Source organism: Serratia sp. 3ACOL1 (assembly GCF_003668775.1).
Classification (GTDB): Bacteria; Pseudomonadota; Gammaproteobacteria; order Enterobacterales; family Enterobacteriaceae; genus Chania; species Chania fonticola.
In genome coordinates, this window is record NZ_CP033055.1 from 2,907,193 (window position 1) to 2,929,237 (window position 22,045).

13 protein-coding genes are annotated in these 22,045 nt (G+C 55.1%); 8 read left to right on the forward strand and 5 right to left on the reverse strand.

Annotation, left to right across the window (positions count from 1 at the left end; all coding sequences use genetic code 11):
* Positions 1 to 12: 12 nt before the first annotated feature.
* Positions 13 to 1,665, reverse strand: a complete 1,653-nt coding sequence (gene pstA / locus D9980_RS13095; RefSeq protein ID WP_121607517.1) for a phosphate ABC transporter permease PstA — start codon at positions 1,663 to 1,665, stop codon at positions 13 to 15.
* The gene (locus D9980_RS13100) at positions 1,662 to 3,821 is read right to left on the reverse strand and encodes an ABC transporter permease subunit (RefSeq protein ID WP_121607518.1); all 2,160 of its coding nucleotides are present in this window, start codon (positions 3,819 to 3,821) and stop codon (positions 1,662 to 1,664) included. Before D9980_RS13100 ends, pstA begins: the two co-directional genes overlap by 4 nt.
* A 255-nt stretch (positions 3,822 to 4,076) precedes the next feature.
* Here D9980_RS13100 and ppk1 point away from each other — a divergent pair, with 255 nt between their 5' ends.
* Both ppk1 and ppx read left to right on the forward strand, forming a co-directional pair.
* The gene (gene ppk1, locus D9980_RS13105) at positions 4,077 to 6,140 is read left to right on the forward strand and encodes a polyphosphate kinase 1 (RefSeq protein ID WP_121607519.1); all 2,064 of its coding nucleotides are present in this window, start codon (positions 4,077 to 4,079) and stop codon (positions 6,138 to 6,140) included.
* Between the two features lie 10 nt (positions 6,141 to 6,150).
* Complete coding sequence (gene ppx / locus D9980_RS13110; protein ID WP_121607520.1) at positions 6,151 to 7,710, forward strand: exopolyphosphatase; 1,560 nt, start codon at positions 6,151 to 6,153, stop codon at positions 7,708 to 7,710.
* Positions 7,711 to 8,219: 509 nt separating this feature from the next.
* Here the strand turns inward: ppx and D9980_RS13115 are convergent.
* Entirely contained in the window at positions 8,220 to 10,463 is a 2,244-nt protein-coding gene (locus tag D9980_RS13115; RefSeq protein WP_121607521.1) for an EAL domain-containing protein, read from the reverse strand.
* A 528-nt stretch (positions 10,464 to 10,991) separates the two neighbouring features.
* On the opposite strand from D9980_RS13115, the gene D9980_RS13120 reads away from it, so the two are divergent.
* The 3 genes from D9980_RS13120 to D9980_RS13130 all read left to right on the forward strand — a co-directional run bounded on the left by D9980_RS13120 (position 10,992) and on the right by D9980_RS13130 (position 16,280).
* Positions 10,992 to 11,159 carry a YfgG family protein gene (locus D9980_RS13120; RefSeq protein ID WP_065686557.1) on the forward strand — a complete coding sequence of 56 codons (168 nt, stop codon included), beginning with the start codon at positions 10,992 to 10,994 and terminating at the stop codon, positions 11,157 to 11,159.
* Positions 11,160 to 11,324: 165 nt separating this feature from the next.
* Positions 11,325 to 12,758 carry a magnesium transporter gene (gene mgtE / locus D9980_RS13125; protein ID WP_121607522.1) on the forward strand — a complete coding sequence of 478 codons (1,434 nt, stop codon included), beginning with the start codon at positions 11,325 to 11,327 and terminating at the stop codon, positions 12,756 to 12,758.
* Positions 12,759 to 12,938: 180 nt separating this feature from the next.
* A complete protein-coding gene (locus D9980_RS13130; RefSeq protein ID WP_121607523.1) occupies positions 12,939 to 16,280 on the forward strand; it encodes a diguanylate cyclase in 3,342 nt (1,113 codons plus the stop codon).
* Here the strand turns inward: D9980_RS13130 and alkA are convergent.
* Positions 16,248 to 17,756, reverse strand: a complete 1,509-nt coding sequence (alkA, locus tag D9980_RS13135; protein ID WP_121607524.1) for a DNA-3-methyladenine glycosylase 2 — start codon at positions 17,754 to 17,756, stop codon at positions 16,248 to 16,250. The two genes, D9980_RS13130 and alkA, sit on opposite strands and share 33 nt — an antisense overlap.
* A 255-nt stretch (positions 17,757 to 18,011) precedes the next feature.
* Between alkA and yegD the strand changes: the two genes are divergently transcribed.
* Genes yegD through D9980_RS13150 form a run of 3 tightly spaced genes read left to right on the forward strand, consistent with a single transcriptional unit; the run spans position 18,012 to position 20,962 of the window.
* Positions 18,012 to 19,364 carry a molecular chaperone gene (gene yegD / locus D9980_RS13140; protein WP_121607525.1) on the forward strand — a complete coding sequence of 451 codons (1,353 nt, stop codon included), beginning with the start codon at positions 18,012 to 18,014 and terminating at the stop codon, positions 19,362 to 19,364.
* Positions 19,365 to 19,404: 40 nt separating this feature from the next.
* Positions 19,405 to 19,983, forward strand: coding sequence for a GNAT family N-acetyltransferase (locus tag D9980_RS13145; RefSeq protein ID WP_370454322.1), 579 nt, complete (start codon positions 19,405 to 19,407; stop codon positions 19,981 to 19,983).
* Positions 19,984 to 20,017: 34 nt separating this feature from the next.
* Complete coding sequence (locus D9980_RS13150; protein ID WP_370454323.1) at positions 20,018 to 20,962, forward strand: Rpn family recombination-promoting nuclease/putative transposase; 945 nt, start codon at positions 20,018 to 20,020, stop codon at positions 20,960 to 20,962.
* A 2-nt stretch (positions 20,963 to 20,964) separates the two neighbouring features.
* On the opposite strand, the gene D9980_RS13155 is transcribed toward D9980_RS13150, so the two are convergent.
* A complete protein-coding gene (locus D9980_RS13155) occupies positions 20,965 to 21,915 on the reverse strand; it encodes an aldo/keto reductase (protein WP_121607528.1) in 951 nt (316 codons plus the stop codon).
* Positions 21,916 to 22,045 lie beyond the last annotated feature (130 nt).

Genomic DNA, 22,045 nt, shown 5'->3' on the forward strand with positions numbered 1-22,045 from the left:
GATTCAACCTTGTTACTGCGACCATGCTTTATACCGCTCCCTTAGCGAATGCCGGATGCCCATTGCCGTCAGGTTCAACCCAACCACAATGACCACCAGCAGGAATGCCGTGGCAAACACCAGTGGCCGCGCCGCTTCTACGCTGGGGCTCTGAAATGCCATATCGTAGATCTGGAAGCTCAGGTGCATGAATTTACGTTCCAGGTGCAAATAGGGGAAAATATCGTCCACCGGCAGCACCGGTACCGATTTCACCACGCCAACCAGCATCAGCGGTGCCGTTTCCCCCGCCGCTCGTGCTACGGCCAGGATCAGGCCGGTCATCATCGCCGGTGCCGCCATCGGCAGCACGATCCGCCAGAGGGTTTCCGCCCGGGTGGCTCCCAGAGCCAATGATCCTTGGCGCAACGAAACGGGAATACGCGACAGCCCTTCTTCAGTGGCAACAATCACCACCGGCAAGGTCAGCAATGCCAGGGTCAATGCGGCCCACAGCACGCCCGGTGTGCCGAACGTCGGGTTCGGCAAGGAGTCGGCGTAAAACAGCCGATCGAGCGAGCCCCCCACCATATAGACAAAGAACCCCAGACCAAATACGCCGTAGACGATCGACGGCACCCCCGCCAGATTCACTACGGAGATGCGGATCAGCCGCGTCAGCAGATTATTACCGGCATACTCGTGCAGATAGACGGCGGCAATCACGCCAAACGGCATCACCACAATCGACATCAGGATCACCATCAACACGGTACCAAAGATCGCCGGGAAAACGCCCCCTTCGGTATTGGCTTCCCGTGGGCTGTCGGTCAGGAATTTTTGTACTTGCTTGGTCCAATGCGCCAGCTTCTGCCCGCTGCTCATGTCGTTCGGATACCAGGCATCGCGCACCTGGCTCAGGGGAATGGTGTGAACCTGCCCGTGCATGTCGCGCAGCAGTAAAGCATCACGCTGGCGATCGCGTTCCAACCCTTGCAGTTTGCCAGCAAGCTGGCGGTATTGGCGTTGCAACTCCTGCCGTTCGGCACGGATAGAGGCTTGCCAGCGCGCATCCAGCTTATTCTCACGCTGCAGGCTCTTTTCATGCAGGCGTAAATGCTCAAACTGTTCGTTAATCCGTGCCATGTCGCGGAACTGAATATCACGCGCCTGTCGCGTCAGTGCCGCAATCTGCGGCAAGCGCTGTTGCAACGCCTGGCTCAGGTCGCTGCCGGTCAATGGTTGGCCATCTTCCAGTAAACCAGCCAGGTAGCCGTACGCGGTGCCATTGCTGTTACGCTCCAACACCAATAAATCGCGTGGGGTAGTCATGCTAATGACGTCACTGGCCAGCAAAGTACGGAAATCCTGCCCTTCGCTTTCCCGGTTCCCCACTTTGATCAGGTAGCGGATAAAGCTCTGCGCGTCACCTGGTGGCAACACAACACCGGCGTCTTGCAGTTGCTGGCGCGAGATCGTCTGTCGTTGATATAGCTCACCCACTACCGATACCGGGCCTGCGGCCGTCTGATTCAGCTCGAACTGATAGACTGGGCTAGGCCAGAAATAACGCGTCCCCTGCCCGGCCAGCAGCAGTAAAATGCCGATCAGCGCCAGCAGGCTGATGGCCACCGATGCCGCCGTCAGCCAAATCCACGGGGAGCCGCTTTTCACCCAGCTTCTCATGGTGTCTCCTGGTTCAGCGTATAGCGCTTACGCAAGCGTAAACGTACCGCCTCCGCCAGCGTGTTAAACACAAAGGTAAAGATGAACAGCACCAGCGCGGTCAGGAACAACACCCGATAATGGCTGCTGCCCGTGACGGCCTCTGGCATTTCGATAGCGATATTGGCCGCCATCGCCCGTAAGCCCTGGAACAGGCTGCCGTCGATCAACGGCGTGTTGCCGGTGGCCATCAGCACGATCATGGTTTCCCCCACCGCGCGGCCAAAACCGATCATCAGCGCAGAAAAAATACCGGCGCTGGCGGAAGGCAGCACCACGCGCAATACGGTTTGCCACTGGGTGGCCCCCAAGGCTAACGAACCCCGGCTAAGCGAGGCCGGCACGCTGAACAACGCATCCTCTGCCAGTGAAAAGATAATCGGCACCAGTGCGAAGCCCATCGCCACGCCCACCACCAACGTATTACGCTGATCGAAATCCTCGCCCAACCAGAAGTGCAGCGGCTCACCAAACAGCTTAAGCTCCAGCCAAGGCCCTGCGGCAAGCGCCAGCCAAACGGTCAGCACCACCACCGGTAACAGCAACAGTAAATCCCAACCCGGTGACCAAGGCCGCGCCGTAAATCGGTTAACCAGCCAACTGCATAACAGCACGACCCCGGCCAACAGGAACGGCAAGGCTAGCACGGCCAGCAGATAGCGCTCGATCATCGGTGCCAGCCAGATACCGGCCACCAGCCCAATCACTACCGTTGGCAACGCGCCCATCACCTCAACCACCGGTTTGACGACCCGTCTTAACCCTGCCGACATAAAGCAGGCGGTATAGATCGCCCCGGCCAGCGCCAGCGGGATGGCAAATAACATGGAGTATGCTGCCGCCTTGAAGGTGCCAAAGATCACCGGCATCAGGCTGAATTTAGCCTGGTAGCTATCTTCACCCGAAGTGGATTGCCACACATACGCCGGCTCAGGGTAGTTCTCATACCACAGCCGCTGCCACAGTGAACGCCAGGTAACATCTGGATAGAGATTATCCACGGCATAATGCTGCCAACCCTGGGCCGTTTCCAGCAATAGCCCGTCGCCACGCGGGGCAAACGCCATTTGTTGTACGTTAGCGGGGAGCTTGTCCTTCAGTAACGGCTTGGACTGGATACTGGAAAACAAGGCGAACTCGCCCTGCGGCTGCAAAGTTGCGAACACCCGCCGATACGGTTCGGCTACTAACAACTCCTGTGCGGTAGTCTGATGGGTAAATTGCTGTATTGGTGCCAACTGGTAGCGCTGGTTTTTCTCCACGTCAAACCATTCACGCAGGCTACCGTCACCAGCCTGGATCAATAATGCGCTCCCCCCTGGCAACGCCGTCAGGCGGTAGGGAGGATGTTCACCCAAGGTTCGCGTCTCACGCAGCTGCGGCTGTGCCCCTTCAATCTGATAGCGGGCCAGTTGGTTGCCGGTTAACAGATAAAGCTGGCGGCCATCCGGCGTTAGCAGCAGTTGTTGTGGCGCGGTGGCCAAAGGGATTTCCGTGGGTTGGCCCTGAGGCGTCGGGCTAAAACGCCCAAACAGCAACCGGTTGTCATCCGTTACCGCCGCCAGCAGGAAGTTGCCCCGGCGGACTTGCGCCAAGCTTAGCAATGTCAGTGCATGCCCATGGGGATCAAACGCCAAGGCCTCCTGCCCCAGCGGAAAACGCCACTGCGGTTCACCACCGCCCGCCGGTGCAAAATCGGCCTGGGCAACCATCAATCTGCCATCCGCACGCGCCAGGGCAAACAGGTCACGCTCTCCAACCGCCTGAGCCAATAATGTAGGCTGGCTCAGTAGCGTTTGCTGTATAGGGTTATGGTTCGGTGCCTGTAACTGATAAAAATACCCTTCCCCCTGGCGATCGATGCGATAACCAATACGCTGCTGTACGTCCATCCCGATGGCCAGCGCCGGGGAGCTGTAGCTCATTGGCAATACGCGTGAAGTGCCTAGCGAGGCCGGTTTGAACAGCGGTAAAACCGAAAGCAATAGATAGACAAAGATCAGCATCAGCGTCATCAATACCAGCAGCCCGCTGACGGTCACGGCCCCTTGTACGCCACGATCAACGTGCGCACGCAGGCGATCCCGGGGATGTTGGTTAAGCGTTGTCTGTGCCATTTGCCTGTCGTCGGTTCCGTTGTCGGGCTTGCACCCAAAGATAACCGGGCATCTTATGTCAGTTTTGTGACGTTTGCATGACAAAGTTGCCGGGTGCCATGCTGGACGAATAACAATTTGCAGCGGGCAATGCGGCGGGATAACTCCGCAGATATGTTGGACATTGTTGTCAATCTCTCGCAATAATGAAGAAGGACACTAGAGCGGTATTCGGCGATAAGTCCGATCCTTTTCTAAAATTGAACTGGAGTAGCAATGGGTCAGGAAAAGCTCTACATCGACAAAGAATTAAGCTGGTTATCCTTTAATGAACGCGTGTTGCAGGAAGCCGCAGATAAGAGCAATCCCTTGATTGAGCGCATGCGATTTCTGGGCATTTACTCCAATAACCTGGACGAATTCTATAAAGTCCGCTTTGCCGATCTGAAACGGCGCATCTTGATCAGCGAAGAACAGGGTTCAGGTGGCGCTTCACGTCATCTGCTGAAAAAAATTCAGGCCAAGGTGCTGAAGACCGATCAGGAGTTCGACGGCCTGTACAACGATCTGCTGCTAGAGATGGCGCGCAACCAGATCTTCCTGATCAACGAGCGCCAGGTGTCAGAGAACCAGCAAATCTGGCTGCGGCAATACTTCAAGCATCATTTGCGCCAGCACATCACGCCGATCCTGATCAATCACGACACCAATCTGGTGCAGTTCCTGAAGGACGATTACACCTATCTGGCGGTGGAGATCATTCGCGGTACGCGCATCGATTATGCGTTACTGGAAATTCCGTCCGATAAAGTGCCCCGTTTCGTCAATCTGCCGCCGGAAGCCCCCCGCAGACGCAAGCCGATGATCCTGCTGGATAACATCCTGCGCTATTGCCTGGATGACATCTTCAAGGGCTTCTTCGACTATGACGCGCTCAACGCCTATTCGATGAAAATGACGCGCGATGCAGAATACGATCTGGTGACCGAAATGGAATCCAGCCTGTTGGAACTGATGTCGTCGAGCCTGAAACAGCGCCTGACCGCCGAGCCGGTACGCTTTGTGTATCAGCGCGATATGCCCAACGAGATGGTAGAGCTGCTACGTAACAAGCTGGGGATATCCAACTACGACTCGGTGATCGCCGGTGGCCGTTACCACAATTTTAAAGACTTCATCAGTTTCCCCAACGTCGGCAAGGCCAATCTGGTCAACCGCCCGCTACCGCGCCTGCGGCATATCTGGTTCGATAAATTCCGCAACGGCTTCGATGCCATCCGCGAAAAAGACGTGCTGCTGTACTACCCGTACCACACCTTTGAACACGTGCTGGAGCTGCTGCGTCAGGCGTCGTTCGATCCCAGCGTGCTGGCGATAAAAATCAATATCTATCGGGTAGCCAAAGACTCACGCATTATCGAATCGATGATCCATGCGGCGCATAACGGCAAGAAAGTGACCGTGGTGGTGGAGCTACAGGCACGCTTCGACGAAGAGGCCAACATCCACTGGGCCAAACGCTTGACCGAGGCCGGGGTGCACGTGATCTTCTCCGCGCCGGGGCTGAAAATTCACGCCAAACTATTCCTGATCTCGCGCCGTGAAGGCGACGATATTGTGCGCTATGCTCATATTGGTACCGGCAACTTTAACGAAAAAACCGCCCGTATCTACACCGACTACTCGCTGCTGACCGCCGATTCGCGCATCACTAACGAAGTACGCCGGGTATTCAATTTTATTGAAAATCCGTACCGGCCGGTCTCCTTCGACAACCTGATGGTTTCGCCGCAGAACTCCCGCCGCATGCTGTACGATCTGATCGATCGTGAAATTGCCAACGCATTAGCCGGTGAAAACGCCGCTATTATGTTGAAAATAAATAATCTGGTGGATAAAGGGCTGGTAGATCGGTTATATACCGCAGCCGCTGCCGGCGTGAAAATCCGTCTGTTGGTGCGCGGCATGTGTTCGCTGATCCCCAACCTGCCGGGAATTAGTGACAATATTCAGGTTATCAGCATCGTCGACCGTTATCTGGAACACGATAGGGTATACGTTTTCGAAAACAAAGGTGACAAACGGGTTTACCTCTCTTCCGCCGACTGGATGACCCGTAACATAGATTACCGTATCGAAGTGGCAGTATCGCTGCTGGATCCGGCGCTCAAGCAGCGCGTTCTGGATATTCTGGAGCTGCTGTTTAGCGATACGGTCAAGGCCCGCTATATCGATAAAGAACTGAGCAACCAGTATGTACCGCGTGGCAATCGCCGCAAGGTCCGTGCACAGGTGGCCATTTATGAGTATTTAAAAGCTCTGGAACAACCGGACAACTAGGCCAGCCACTATGCCGCTAAAAAGCACTGCAACCAATACTAAGCCACAGGAAATCGCTGCCATCGATCTTGGCTCGAACAGTTTCCATATGGTGATCGCCCGCGTCGTTAACGGCGCCTTACAGGTGTTAGGCCGTTTAAAACAGCGGGTACACCTTGCCGATGGATTGGACAGCGAAAACGTGCTCAGTGAAGAAGCCATGGAGCGGGGCTTGGCCTGCCTGGCGCTGTTTGCCGAGCGATTACAGGGGTTCCCGGCGGATAACGTTACTATAGTGGGTACCCACACCCTGCGTCAGGCGGTGAATGCCGAGGTGTTCCTCAAGCGGGCGGAAAAAGTGATCCCTTATCCGATCGAAATCATCGCCGGGCAGGAAGAGGCCCGTCTGATTTTTATGGGGGTCGAACATACCCAGCCGGAAAAAGGCCGCAAGCTGGTGATCGACATCGGCGGTGGCTCTACCGAACTGGTGATCGGGGAGGATTTCGAGCCTCTGCTGGCAGAGAGCCGCCGCATGGGTTGCGTGAGCTTTGCCCACATGTTCTTCCCTGAAGGGGAGATCAGCAAAACCAACTTTAGGCGGGCACGCCTGGCCGCCGCACAAAAATTGGAAACCCTGGCCTGGCAATACCGCATCCAGGGTTGGCAATATGCCTTGGGGGCATCTGGCACCATCAAGGCCGCTCACGAAGTTTTGGTGGCCATGGGTGAAAAAGACGGTTTGATTACTCTTGAACGGCTGGAGTTACTGGTTGAGCAGGTGTTGCAGTTTAAAAACTTCAGCGCCCTGAGCCTGCCAGGCCTGTCGGAAGATCGTCAATCGGTATTTGTGCCGGGGCTGGCGATCCTGTGTGGGGTATTTGATGCGCTGGCAATCCGCGATCTGCGTCTGTCCGACGGTGCCCTGCGTGAAGGCGTGCTGTATGAAATGGAAGGCCGCTTCCGCCACCAGGATATTCGCAGCCGCACGGCCAAAAGCCTGGCCGATCACTATAATATTGACCGCGAGCAGGCCAAGCGCGTGCTCGAAACCACCGAGCTGTTGTACGCCCAGTGGATGGCACAAAACACCAAGCTGGTGCAGCCACAGTTGGAAGCGCTGTTGAAATGGGCCGCCATGCTGCATGAGGTGGGGCTGAGCATCAACCATAGCGGTATGCACCGCCACTCCGCCTATATTCTGCAAAATACCAACCTGCCAGGCTTCAACCAGGAGCAGCAGTTGCTGCTATCCGCGCTGGTGCGTTTCCAGCGTAAAGCGATCAAGCTCGAAGAGTTACCCCGTTTGAACCTGTTCAAGAAGAAGTACTATCTGCCGCTGATCCAGCTGTTACGCCTGAGCACCCTGCTTAACAATCAGCGTCAGGCCACCACCACGCCGGAAACTCTGCGCTTGGTAACAGATGACAATCACTGGACGCTGCGCTTCCCGGTGGGCTATTTGACGCAGAACAACCTGGTACAGCTCGATTTTGAGCGTGAGCAGGAATACTGGAATGACGTGGTTGGCTGGAAACTGGTGATAGAAGAAGAAGGCGAGCAGGACGCAGACGCAAAACCTGCGGCTTAATTCATTGAATTTCTGGTGATATCCTGATGGAGCATAACCGTTTGCTTCCCCTCACCCCAACCCTCTCCCACAGGGAGAGGGAGCTGACCGGAGCACTTGTTTGGCTACGTTACTTCATAACATATTGAATAATAAAGCCAAGGTGTGGCGAAGAAAAATCAGCGTACTCGATCGGTCCCCCTCTCCCTGTACTCTGTCTCTTATACACAACTCGGCATCTTACTGTTTTTTATGGGAATTATTTCAAGCGAATCAATAGGGCACTCGGAAAAATTCTCTTTAAAATCAGCCTGCTATGTTTCTCAAATTACGGCCATTTGACCGCAACTTGAGATGTGTATAAGAGACAGCCCTGTACTAGAGGGAGTTGACCGGAGCGCTTGGTTAGCCTGTGCTGCTTCGGTAAATACGGAGTAAGAAGAACGAGGATGGGGTATGACGCAGAAAATCAGCGTACTCGATCGGTCCCCTCTCCCTGTGGGAGAGGGTTAGGGTGAGGGGCCATATTCTCAGTCAGACTCTTCGTCTTCCGGCATTGGCTCCATCGGCACCAGAGACGCCAACAACCGAGGTTTACCGATAAAGTAGCCCTGCATATAATCCACGCCCAGGCTTTTAAGCGCATCGCACTGCTCGGGCGACTCGACATATTCCGCCACAATCGACAACCTTCTCATCAGCGCCACCTTGCAGATTGACGCAATGATCTGGTAATCCACCTTGCTGGTCAGCATATCCTGCACAAAACTGCCGTCGATCTTCAAGATATCGACATGCAGCTCCTTCAGGCGATCGTAGGTGGCATAGCCGGTGCCAAAATCATCCAGGGCAATGCGGCAACCTAACTGGCGCAGCTCTTTCAGCGAGTTCTTGGCATATTTCACATCCTGCACCAGATGAGACTCCGTCACCTCCAGCACCAGTTGATAAGGCTCAATCTGGTATTGCCGCAGGGCATCGCGCACGTCTTGGCACAGGCTCGGGCGACACAGCGAAGAAGGTGACAGATTCACGGCAAAGCGCGCGCTAGGCATACCTTCACGATGGAGCTGCATAAACTGCAAGGTTTGGCGTAGTACCCACATATCCAACTGGTAAGCCAACCCGAATTCATGCACCACCGGTAGAAATTCGTTGGGAGGAATGACGTTACCTTCATCATCCAGCATACGCAGCAGGATCTCATGGTAAGAATCGCCGCGAACCCCGACAATCGGTTGAGCCATCAACATGAAACCGTCGTTATCCAGCGAGCGTTGCACCCAGTGTAACAAGGCGACCTTGCGCTTGATTTCATTCTGAACCACATGATGATCGTTCTGCACGTTTTCAGGCCGGCCACTGGTCAGAGACATTTCCGCCAACGAGCTCAATTCCCCCAGTAACAGATGCAGGTGTTCCACTTCCGAATAGACTCCACAGTAACTAATTCCCAACGGCGGATGGATTGGCAGACCGTTCCACACCAGACGAAACTTCTCCAGCGTGCTGTGGATTTTGGCCACCCGGGCCTCACCGTCGGAACCGTTGAGCCGCAGCACCAGATCGTACCCCGGCAGGTGATAGACGTCTTCCCCTTCCTCCAGCACCGTGCGCAGGCTGCTCGCCAGCTTCTGTTTGAAGCGGATGCGCAGCTGCATGCCATAGTTTCGGCTGAGCAAATCCAGCTCGGAAATCCGCAGGAAACACAGCGTAGAACGCGGCACCTTGGCCAAATCGCGCTTCAATGCGCGCAGGTTGGGTAAGCCGATGACCGGATCTTTCAACGAGGCGCTTTGCGCCTTAGCATGGTCCATCCGCTGGCGAGTATGCACCGCAGATGTCAGCAAAATACTGAGGGTGAACGCCAGCATCATTGACGAGATCATGGTCAGGTTATGCAGCAGGCTGTCCCATTGCACATAGCCCGGATAGTTAAAGAACAGCACCAGCAGGGTTGCCGCCCAGATAATACAGTTGAACAGGTAACCAAAGCGCATGGCGCTATACAGCATTACCGGCAATAACAGCGTCAGACTGTAGTCGGGCACCTGCATCGCGTTGGTATCTGCCGTGTGGTAGGCAAGCACCCCCACCAAGGCAACCAGCACCACCAACCACAGTTGCAACTCGCTCTTTTTGACCGACGGCGCCATCTCACGGCTGATCCGGCCCCACAATACGCGGGCAAATTTGGGGTTCTTAATGATCCGTAAGGCGAAATAGAACAGCTGCATGGATGACAGGCAGCCAATCAAAATGGCCTGAAAATTGATCAGTGCGTGTAGATGATTACCGCTACCGGAAAGCATGCCGAGTTCATCCGGCAGCAAATCGAGGCCGATAACCAGCTGTAAACCAAAGATAAACAACACTGGCGGCATCAGCACCAGCCAGATCAGCCGGTGTTTACCCAGCTTTAACTCGGTGAGCCCCACACACCAGTGGCGCTGCGACTGGCAGCGATAACCCCACCAGCAAATGCTCAGACATCCCAAATACAGCAACGTCATGATCACGTCAACTTCGCTGCCGGAACGGTTGGAGTAGCGGATAAGAATAGCCAAAGCGATGCCTGGCATGGCACGCCAGTCATAAACCATCAGCAAAGAAAAGCAGACCACCAGCGGTAGATAAACCAGATACACTTTGCCATCAGGCAGCATCAGGCGTGGCGATAGCCAGCCTGCAAGCGGCACCAGCAGCAGGCTCAGCACTATAGGCTGCCCCCACCAACGGTCACGTAAATTATTCCAGAACTTTAAAATACCCATCAAGACACAGTATCCGCTAAGGCGTGATTCACTTCGTCGCTTAAGCGTTTTAAATCGCAGAAAAAGCAGGATCCGATCCCACCACAGAACCATTCGGGGAGCAAGCTGAGACATGCACTTCCAGCATCAAGAATGGCTGTGAATTCTATTCTCTGCGATAGCTTAAGATTTGACCACGATCAATTAATAGAGAAAAGGCTAAGAAAAATCCATACGCCACTTCATAGGCTGATAATAACCTATTAATAGACAACAAAAAATCAGACAAAATCTATATCCCATGCATTTAGCGTGACCGCTTAAAAAGCGGTGGACATAAACCACAACTAAATTGCTCAGTCAAACGCACGGAAATAAATGGACATCTTTTGTCATCAGAGCCTAGAATTCCATTTACAATTTTAAATCAATGTTAGCCATGGCAGGCATGCGTTAAACAACAGTAATCGCCACCATCATTTTCCAGCGGCAGCCCCAACAGGGTGCTTGTACAATGCCAATGGGAAAAACCGACGGGCTCAATGAACCATGAGAAAGACCACAACCGGGCGCATGACCAAAGTCGTGCTGCTGATCAGTTTCATCATTCTAGTCGGTCGCCTGCTGTATGCCGCCATTGCCGCTATTCCCCATCATCAGGAAAAAAGATCGCTGCCTGAACCGCAGACCCAGGAAGCCCGCGTGGATAATCGGTGATTATCTTGCCCTACCAAGCGACCATCACCCTGAGTCACTGGCACGCCAAAGCTGCTGACCCTGCGCCATCAGATTGATAAAAATCACGCCAACTGCCGCTATGCTCTATCTTTTAAAGATAGTCTAAAAGGAACCCGGTGTGCCAAGTCAGCGTTAAGGAATTCCATGTCCGCCGCAACACATAACGTCAAAAAAGTCGCTGAGTATCGTCAGCGCATTCTAAGCCTACTGTTAAATAATACCCCTTTGATTGACGGCATTCTTGGTCGCTCAGGGGATGAAAAACAACTCAGCGAAGGCGAACTGCTTAATCATACCGCCGAAATCACCCACTTGCTGCAAGATATGCACGCCGCTGACCTGGCGGACCTGCTAGAAGCGTTGCCGCAAGATGAACGCCTGGCGCTGTGGCGGCTGGTGGATAACACCAAGCGCGGGCAAACCCTGGTAGAAGTTGCCGAACCCGTCTGGGATAGCCTGATCGAAGAGATGAGCGATAAAGACCTGCTCAAGGCGATCAAAACCCTGGATGTCGATGAACAGGCCTATCTGGCGCAATACCTGCCACGTAACCTGATGGGCCGCCTGCTGACCTCACTGGAACCAGAGCAGCGTGAGCAGGTACGCGAGATGGTGCATTACGGCAAGGATACCGTCGGCTGGATGATGGATTTCGAGCTGGTCTCGGTACGCCCTGATGTCTCTTTGGGGGCCGTACACCGCTTCCTCCGTCAGCGCAAAACCATTCCGGACGCCACCGATAAACTGTTCGTCACCGATCGCAAAAATACCCTGTTAGGCGAACTGCCGCTGACCGCGATCCTGCTTAACGATCCGCAAACCCCGGTATTTAAGGTGATGGACAGCGATCCCACCACCTTCCAGCCGGAAGACAAAGCCGAAGCTGCAGCCAGCGCGTTCGAACGTTATGACCTGATCAGCGCCCCGGTGATCGATGCCAAAGGCAAACTGATGGGGCGATTAACCATCGAAGAAATCGTTGACGTGGTTAACGAAGAAAGCGACACCACTCTGCGTCGTATGGGCGGGTTAAGCCCGGAAGAAGACGTGTTTGCCCCGGTCAGCAAAGCGGTGAAAACCCGTTGGGCCTGGCTGGCAATCAACCTCTGTACCGCCTTTATCGCCTCCAGGGTCATTGGCCTGTTTGAACACACCATTTCACAATTGGTAGCGTTGGCCGCCCTGATGCCCATCGTCGCCGGTATCGGCGGCAATACCGGCAACCAGACCATTACCATGATCGTGCGCGCGCTGGCGCTGCATCAGATCGAAGAGGGCAATATTTCGCGCCTGTTGTTCAGAGAACTGGGCGTAGCCATCATCAACGGGATCGTCTGGGGTGGCATCATGGGGCTGGTCACCTATCTGCTGTATGGCGACCTGGCAATGGGGGGCGTGATGACGCTGGCCATGATGCTCAATCTACTGGTAGCCGCGCTGATGGGGGTGATCATACCGATGACCATGCTCAAACTGGGCCGCGATCCTGCCGTGGGCTCCAGCGTACTGATCACCGCCCTGACCGATACCGGCGGCTTCTTTATCTTCCTGGGGCTGGCGACCGTGTTCCTGCTTTAGTCAGTGTCACCGATAGCTCGGCCAGAGCAAATCGCGGGTTTCCCTTGCGGAGGAAGTGCCGAATCGCAACGGTGTGTCTTGATACAGGTTGGGTATATACTTGGATAGGTATTCCTCGTCCGCTGTACTTCCCTATGGCGGCAGGGTTCAGTGGTCGATAGCACAAAGTGAAGGTTACCGATGGATCTCAGCGCAGCGCAGCACCCACTCAAAGCTAAAGGTACCTTGTTCACTCACTCGTTGCTGAGCGCACTGATTGTGTTTCTGCTGGCCTACCTGTGCCTGACGCTGTCAGCAGAATCCAGCCACTTTACCCCGCTGTGGTTCCCAACTGCCGCCGTTATTATGCTGATGTTCCACCAGCCGCCGCGCAATTGGCCACTGCACTTGATCCTCTGCGGGATCGGCATGTGTATTGCCAGTTTCCTGCTGTTCGGCCTCAGTTGGTTCCCGGTCAAACTCACACTGATTAACCTGCTGGAAGCCACCGTCTGTACCCTGCTATTACGGCGAATACTGCAGCCGAACGATCCGTTAAACGACTTGGCAAGCTGGTTGAAATTTGTTTTCTGCGCCGTGATCTTCATGCCTATGTTCAGCGCACTACTGGCGGCCACAGTAGCGCCGGAACCAGGGGAAACCTTTTGGCAGCCCTTCAGCACCTGGTTTATTTCCGAAGCGATTGGCGTACTGGCCCTGGCGCCGATCGGGCTGGTTTATCGCCGCTCAATGTTAAGAACGCTAAACCTGTTTGAACTGCTGCTGGTATCGCTGGGGACACTGGTCTTCAGCTATCTGGCGCTGCTCAACCTACCCTTCCCATTTACCTTTATCATCCTGCCGTTGCTGTGGGCAGCGATCAGCCTGCCGCGGCTCGAAGCCTTTATCATCTGTTTTACCACGACCCTGATGATTACGGTGATGATCTCGCTCGGGCTGTTGCATTTTCAGGATAGGGGGGCGTTTTTAAGCGATGTGACAATCTACCTGCCGCTGATGTTGATCCTGATCCCGGCCCATGCCATGGCGATGGTGATGCATGCCTTCCGTGTGGAAAAAGAGCATATCGTGGAAAGCGAAGCGCGTTTTCGTAATGCGTTGGAGTATTCGGCCATCGGCATGGCGCTGGTGTCACCAGAAGGGAAATGGTTACAGGTCAATCAGGCTCTGTGCAAACTGTTACGCTATCCTCCAGAAACCCTGCGCCGCCTGACGTTTCAAGAAATCACTCATCCCGATGATTTAAATGCCGACCTGACACAGTTACAAGACCTGGTAGATGGCCACATCAGCAGCTACACCATGGAAAAACGCTATATCCGCAGCGACGGTGAGAGCGTCTGGACACTGCTGGCGGTATCTCTGGTACGCGATCCGCAGGGCCAACCGCTGTACTTTATTTCTCAAGTAGAAGATATCAACGAACTAAAACGTACCGAAGCGGAGAACCGCAGCCTGGTGGAACGCATAACGCTAGCCAATCAGGCTGGCGGGATCGGCGTATGGGAATGGATTCTGGCTGGGGATAAACTCACCTGGGACAAACGGATGTTCGAGCTGTACGAACTGACACCGGATCAACCCCCCACCCTGGCACTGTGGAGTTCTTTGATGCTGGAGGAGGATAGTGAACGCATCGGGCGGCAAATGGCAACGCTTACCGATCAGCACCGGCCGTTTGTGATGGAATTCCGCATCAAGACCCGGTTGGGGGGAATACGCCATATTCGCGCCCAGGGTAATACCATTTTCGATGAGCATGGTGAGCCAAAGCGGATGATCGGTACCAATATCGACATGACGGAAATCAAATCGCTGGCCGAAGCGCTGCACGAAGAGAAGGAACGTTTACACATTACGCTGGACGCCATCGGCGAAGGGGTGATCTCCACCGACCGCGACATGCGTATCACCTTTATGAACCCGGTAGCTGAACAAATGTGCGGATGGCCGCTGGAGATGGCGCTCGGTATGCCGATCAACGGCGTGGTGCGGATGACCAACGGCCAGGATGGCCCAGAGATAGAAAATCCGGTGAAAAACTGTCTGCAAGAGGGGCCCCCCCTGCCAGCAGAATACGCGCTGGTACTGCATAGCCGCGACGGCCGCCGCTTCGACGTACAGGAATCGGTATCGCCGCTGAAAACCATCGAAGGTGAGGTAATGGGGGCAGTGATGGTGTTGCAGGATGTTAGCGCCTCGCGGCAACTGATGAAAAAGCTCAGCTACAACGCCTCACACGATGCACTGACCAACCTGAAAAACCGTACCAGCTTCGAAAAGCGGCTGAAGGGCGCTATTGCCAGCGCGGCCGAAAACCAGCAACAGCACTCGCTGGTGTTCCTCGATCTCGATAGGTTCAAGGCGGTTAACGATAGTGCCGGACACGCGGCAGGCGACGCCTTGCTCAGAGAGATTGGCCAGTTGATGCAACGCCAACTGCGTAACAGCGACTGCCTGGCACGGCTCGGTGGCGACGAATTTGGTCTGATCCTGTTCGACTGTTCGTTGGAGCAGGCCAAGCTGCTGATGCAACAGATGATCGAGCAGGTCGGCGAACACCCATTCTGCTGGGCAGGCAAGGTTTATCATGTCGGCGCCAGCGCCGGTATTACACCAATCGGGGCCACCAGCGGCAAGAGCAGCGAGCTATTGGCACAGGCCGATATCGCCTGTTATACCGCCAAGCACCATGGCCGCGGTCAGGTTTATATTTATGAAGCCCGGCAAAAACAGCAGATGGAGCGCCAGCATGAGCTGCTAACGCGCCAGGAAGTGCTGAATATTATCGATGATCAGCAATTGCTGTTACACGTCAGGGCTGCCTCACCGCCTAAAACGCCGCAGGCGGTCTGTTTCTACCAGTTAAAGCTGCACGTTCGCCCACCCGATGATCGCCTGTTGGCCTCTGAGTCCTTCCTCGCCGCTGCCCAGCTCTACGGCCTGCTACCGGATGTCGATCGCTGGTTGGTAAGCCAGGTACTGGAAAGACACGGCGAAGCTCTACGCCGCAAGGGGCTGGCCATTGCGCTGCCATTGGCCACAGACAGCGTGCTGGATCTTGATTTTCAAAATTATTTGCTGGAGTTACTGGCGGCTTCCGTGCTGCCGGCTAGCGCGCTGTATCTGATGGTGGACGAGACCATCGTGCTCGATCACCCAGAGGACGGCGGCGCCTTTATCCGCCGTTTGCAGCAGATGGGCTGCAAGCTGATCGTCAATGGTTTTGGCCGCAACCTGAACGCCTTCGATCAGTTAAACGGCCAGACTATCGATTACATCCGCATTGACGAACGTTTTATCACCGACGTCCACTGCAATCAAATGGATGAACTGATGGTGTCGATGATCCATGGTGCCGCGCACCGTATTAATATTCAAACTCTGGCCGGCCCCGCACATCAACAGGTTACGCTAAGTGCGCTGACTGCCATCGGGGTCGATCTGGTAGACGGTGACACCGTTGCGCTGGAGCTACCGCTGAGCGATTTACTCAGCGGCGGTTACTTCGGTATTCACTGAAGGTGCCCAACGATCGTTATGCCACAGATGCAAGGTGGCATAGGAGCGCCAAGGCCGCCAGCGTTCGGCATAGCGCTCAATCTGGCGCGGCGTCATGCCGGGGAAACGCTGTTTGATCAGATAGTCCCCCGCCAGAAAAACGTCCGGCCATGACCAGGCCCGCATAGCAATATAGCTGGCGGTCCAACTGCCTATCCCCGGTAATGCAGTTAACTCTTTGATACCCTGTTCGATATCCAGCACGTTATCCAGCTGCAAACGCCCTTCAGTCACCCTACGCGCAATTTCTATCAGCGCCGCCGCACGCTTCAGCTGTACGCCCAATGGACGCAGATCTTCCGGTTGCAGCTGGGCGATCCGCGCCGCCTGCGGAAAAACATGAGTGATATCGCCATACGGCTGCTCCAGCGCCGTTCCCCAGCGTTCGGCCATCCGTCCGGCAAAGGTAGCTGCCATCTTGACGCTGACCAACTGCCCCAACACCGCACGCGTAGCCTGCTCAAAGCTGCTGACGCAGCCAGGCAAACGTAAGCCGGGCGTATCCGCCGCTAGCGCGCCTAACGCCTCGCAAATGCGGTCCGGCGCGGCATCCAGATCGAACAGTTGGCGAATGCGCCGCAGGACTTCGGTCGTCACCCGGCTAAGTGACGGGGCAATTTCCACCCGCACCCGGTTACGCGCCTCTTCCGGCTGGACGCTCACCCAACCGCAATATTCGACGCCGCCCTGCTCCACCGCGATCGAACGGCAGTATTGTTGACCGACAACGCTTTCCACGCCGCTGACCGCACGCGTCTGTAAGAACCCCAGCATACGCGGCCAATCGTAAGGTGGCCGATACCCCAGATGAAACACCAGTCCGCTGGTGGCGGCACGCTCACTACGGCCAGCAGTGCTACGTAATACCGAAGGGATCAGGCGATAACGGGCCTTAAACAGCTCATTGAAACGCCGCAGGCTGCCAAACCCGGCGGCAAACGCCACCTCGCTCAGGGGCAAATCGGTATCCGCCAGCAGCCGTTTGGCCTGCAACAGACGGTGCGACTGGGCGTAATCAATAGGGGAGGCGCCGAACTGCTCGGCAAAAATGCGCCGCAGATGGCGATCGGAAATCCCCAGGCGGGTAGCCAGTTGTTCACAGCTGTGCTCTGAAAGATAGCCCTGCTCGATCAGCTGAACCGCAACCTGAGCATAGCGATTGCCCAGGTCGATCAGCGCCAGCCCTGGAGCCAATTCAGGGCGACATTTCAGGCAGGGGCGAAAACCGGCCAGTTCGGCGGCAGCGGCGCTGGGGTAAAACGTACAATTTTCGATTTTCGGCGTGCGGGCGCTACATACCGGCCTGCAATAGATACCGGTGGAGGAGACACCGACAAAAAATCGTCCGTCAAACTTACGGTCACGCGCACTCAGCGCGCTATACAGCGCCTGTTGTTGATTCTTCATGGCATCGCTCGGAGTCAGTTTTTTGTTCATTATGGCGCTCGGACCTGTGGCTGACGTGCGGGAATCGGACATTAACCTGCTTGACTCACTTTGTCGGGGTGCTGTTAAACGGGCACAGCATGTGCGGCGCCCCTACAAATTCGGTACCCTTGTCTCCAACCTGGTTCAAGTTAACCATGCCGCCGCAATTACCGCTAAATTTTTCACCAGTTAGCCGCCCACTCGTTGCTCGGCAGACCAGTCTCGGGTAAAGTCGCCCCCCTTCATCGGCATGGGGAACGAAAAATGTTTATTGGCTTCGATTATGGCACTGCCAACTGCTCTGTCGCCGTTATGCGCGATCAGGGCCCTGAATTACTGACGTTGGAAAACAACGAACCGTATCTCCCTTCAATGCTGTGCGCACCGACGCGTGAAGCGGTGAGTGAGTGCCTGCATCGCCACTGGCAGGTGCCAACCGGCAGCGAGGAAAACCAGCAACTGCTGCGCCGCGCCATCACCTTCAACCGCGAAGAAGATATTCCGGTCAACGGCGACAGCGTGCTGTTCGGCCTGCAGGCGCTGGCCCACTACATCGAAGATCCGGAAGAAGTGTATTTTGTCCGCTCACCGAAATCCTTCCTAGGGGCTAACGGCCTTAAGCCACAGCAGATTGCGCTATTTGAAGATCTGGTGTGTGCCATGATGTTCCACATCAAGCGCCAGGCGGAAGGCGTATTACAAACCAGCATCGATCAGGCCGTCATTGGCCGCCCGATCAACTTCCAGGGCACCGGCGGTGAAGAGGCTAACCAGCAGGCGCAGGGGATTTTGCATCGTGCCGCACAACGGGCCGGTTTCAAAGAGATCGAGTTCCAGTTCGAACCGGTTGCCGCCGGTCTGGACTTTGAAGCGACGCTGAGCGAAGAGAAAACCGTGCTGGTGGTCGATATCGGCGGCGGCACCACCGACTGCTCGGTGCTGCTGATGGGGCCACAATGGCGCGATCGTGCCGATCGCCAACAGAGCCTGTTGGGGCACAGCGGTTGCCGCGTGGGCGGTAACGATCTGGATATTATGCTGGCGTTCAAACAGCTGATGCCGCTGTTCGGTATGGGCGGTGAAACCGAGAAAGGTATTGCCATGCCTGCATTGCCTTACTGGAACGCGGTAGCGACCAACGATGTCCCGGCCCAAATCGATTTCTACAGCACGGCCAATGGCCGTATGCTGCGCGATCTGATCCGCGACGCGGCCGAACCCGAGAAGGTGAAACGTCTGTTGAAAGTCCATCAGCAGCGCCTGAGCTATCGGCTGGTACGTGCGGCGGAAGAGAGTAAAATCGCGCTATCGGGTCAGGCAAGCATCAGCGCTCAACTGGATTTTGTGCAGCCGGAGCTGGCAGAGATGATCAGCCAGGAACAGTTGGCCGATGCCATTGCCCAACCTCTGCTGCGTATCCAGGAACAGGTTAGCGCCGCCCTGGCCACCAGCCAAAGCAAGCCGCAGGTTATCTACCTGACCGGTGGTAGCGCACGCTCACCACTGCTGCGAACCGCACTGCAACAGCAGTTGCCAGGGATCCCGATAGTCGGGGGCAACGATTTTGGCTCGGTCACCGCCGGGTTGGCACGCTGGGCGCAGACGCTGTTTCGTTGATTAACGCAGGGGCGGCTAACGCCCCTGACAATGGAGCATTATGGCTATCATCACGGGTGAAACACCCAGATTACTGCTACGCGGTTGGCAAGATAGCGATCTGCCCGCCTTTGCCGCGCTCAATAGCGACCCAGAGGTGATGAAATACTTCCCGGCAGCGCTAAGCCGCGCTGAAAGCGATGCCCAGGCAAATCGCATCCGCCAATTTATGCAACAGCACGGCTGGGGGCTGTGGGCCGTCGAGGTGAAGCATCAGGCTGCCTTTATCGGCTTTGTCGGGCTAGCCATTCCTGGTGACGATCTGCCCTGCTCGCCCTGCGTGGAAATTGGCTGGCGATTGGCGAAGGAGCATTGGGGCCAAGGCTATGCCAGCGAAGCGGCACGTTGCGCGCTGGATATCGCTCTCAATACGCTGCAACTGTCAGAAGTAGTGTCCTTTACTGCTGAAATTAATCTCCCTTCCCGCCGAGTGATGGAGCGCATCGGGATGAACTTCAGCGGTGAAACCTTCGAGCATCCCCGTTTACCACTGTGCCATCCGTTACGCAAGCATGTGTTGTATCGCTACCCTCACCCTAAGGGACTTTGCGAGACAGATTCAGAGCCCGTGCAGTCGTAATGTGAACCAGTGAAAATCTGTAGTAGGTTTTTTTATGTTACGTCCAGGGAGGACCTGCATGAAAAAAACCACCCCCACTCTGCATGACTCAGTATTCAAAAAGTTTCTTACTCATCCTGATACGGCTCGTGACTTTCTGGAATTACATTTACCGTCTGCATTGCTGCAAGTTTGCGATCTGAATACGTTAAAGTTAGAGTCCGGCAGCTTTATCGAAAGTGACCTGCGTACCTATTACTCTGACGTGCTCTACTCATTGCGAGCGGGAAAGGGGAAAGGCTATGTCTATGCCCTTATCGAGCATCAAAGTACTCCAGACAAACATATGGCATTTCGTTTAATACGCTATGCCATTGCGGCAATGCAACGCCACCTTGAAGCAGGGTACGACCAGCTTCCTCTGGTTATTCCCATGCTCTTTTATCACGGCCAGGTGACGCCTTATCCCTATTCAATGAGTTGGTTAGAGGAATTCAGTGACCCAGAGTTGGCCAAGCAGCTGTTTGCCGGGCATTTTCCGCTGGTTGATGTTACGGTCATACCGGACGATGAGATTATGCAGCATCGCCGTATGGCCATTTTGGAGCTATTGCAAAAGCACGTACGGCAGCGTGACCTGTTCGAGCTGCGAGATCAACTGGTCACATTGTTGCTGGCCGGATACACTACGAAAGAACAACTCATATCGTTGATGAACTATATGCTGCAGGTGGGGAGCACGACTGAACCGGAGAGGTTGATCCGTGAGTTGGCCAGGCGCACGCCACGGCATGAGGAGGAATTGATGACTATTGCAGAATATCTCGAGCAAAAAGGGTTCGAGCAGGGTATCGAAAAAGGGCGAAAAGAAGGACGGGAAGAAGGGCGGGAAGCCATCCTGAAAATAGCGAGTGCCATGCTGGCTGATGGCTTTGACCTCGCTATGATAATAAAATTGACCGGCCTTTCTGAGGGCGATTTGGCGCAAATCCGCCGCTAATTTCAGGCACTTGCCTCATCCAGCGTCTTGATATCCTCGGCGGCCAATTGCAGCCGTGTGGCACTCACCAACTCATCCAACTGGGTTAACGAGGTGGCGCTGACGATTGGCGCGGTGATGCTTGGGCGAGCAATCAGCCAAGCCAACGAAATCTGTGCGGGTGTGGTCTGGTGTTTCTCCGCCAGCAGATCGAGGGCCGCCAGAATGCGGAAACCGCGCGGATTCAGATAACGCGATACAATGGTATCCCCACGCTGGCTCTTACCCACGTCCTGTGCGCTACGATATTTGCCGGTAAGGAAACCACTGGCCAGTGAGAAGAAGTTGATCACCCCCAACCCCTGTTGCTGCGCCACCGTTTCCAGCGCCTGTTCATAACCTTCACGAGCATACAGATTGTATTCCGGCTGCAGGGTTTCATAGCGCGCCAGTCCGTTTTGCTCGCTGACTTTCAGCGCTTCCACCAGCCGATCTGCCTGATAGTTTGAAGCGCCTATGGCACGCACTTTCCCGGCCTTGATCAATTCATCAAACGCCGCCAGAGTTTCCGCCAGCGGAGTGTCCTGGTCGTCATCATGGGACTGATAAAGATCGATATAATCGGTTTGCAGGCGGCGTAACGAATCCTCTACAGCCTGACGAATATAGCGTGGCGACAAGCCTTGCTTGCCCTCACCCATCGGTTTTCCCACCTTGGTTGCGATGATCACCTGATCACGCTTGCCGCTTTTCTTGAGCCAGTTACCAATCACCGTTTCTGATTCACCGCCTTGATTGCCCGGCGCCCAGCTCGAATAGACATCGGCGGTATCGATAAAATTCAGCTGATTGGCTACCAGCGCATCCAGCAGGCTGAAAGACGTGGCCTCGTCTGCTGTCCAGCCAAATACGTTGCCGCCAAAGGTCAGTTGCGGGACCTGAATGCCTGAACGACCCAACGGTTTCTTGCTCATAATGTGGCTCCTGAGGGAAAAGGAAAAATTCGCCCTAAATTATTAGCGCGAAAACGGCTGGAACGCTAAAACGAATCGGTTATATGTCAGAAAATGTCTAGCTAAGCGTTGTTTCGGTAAAATAGACATT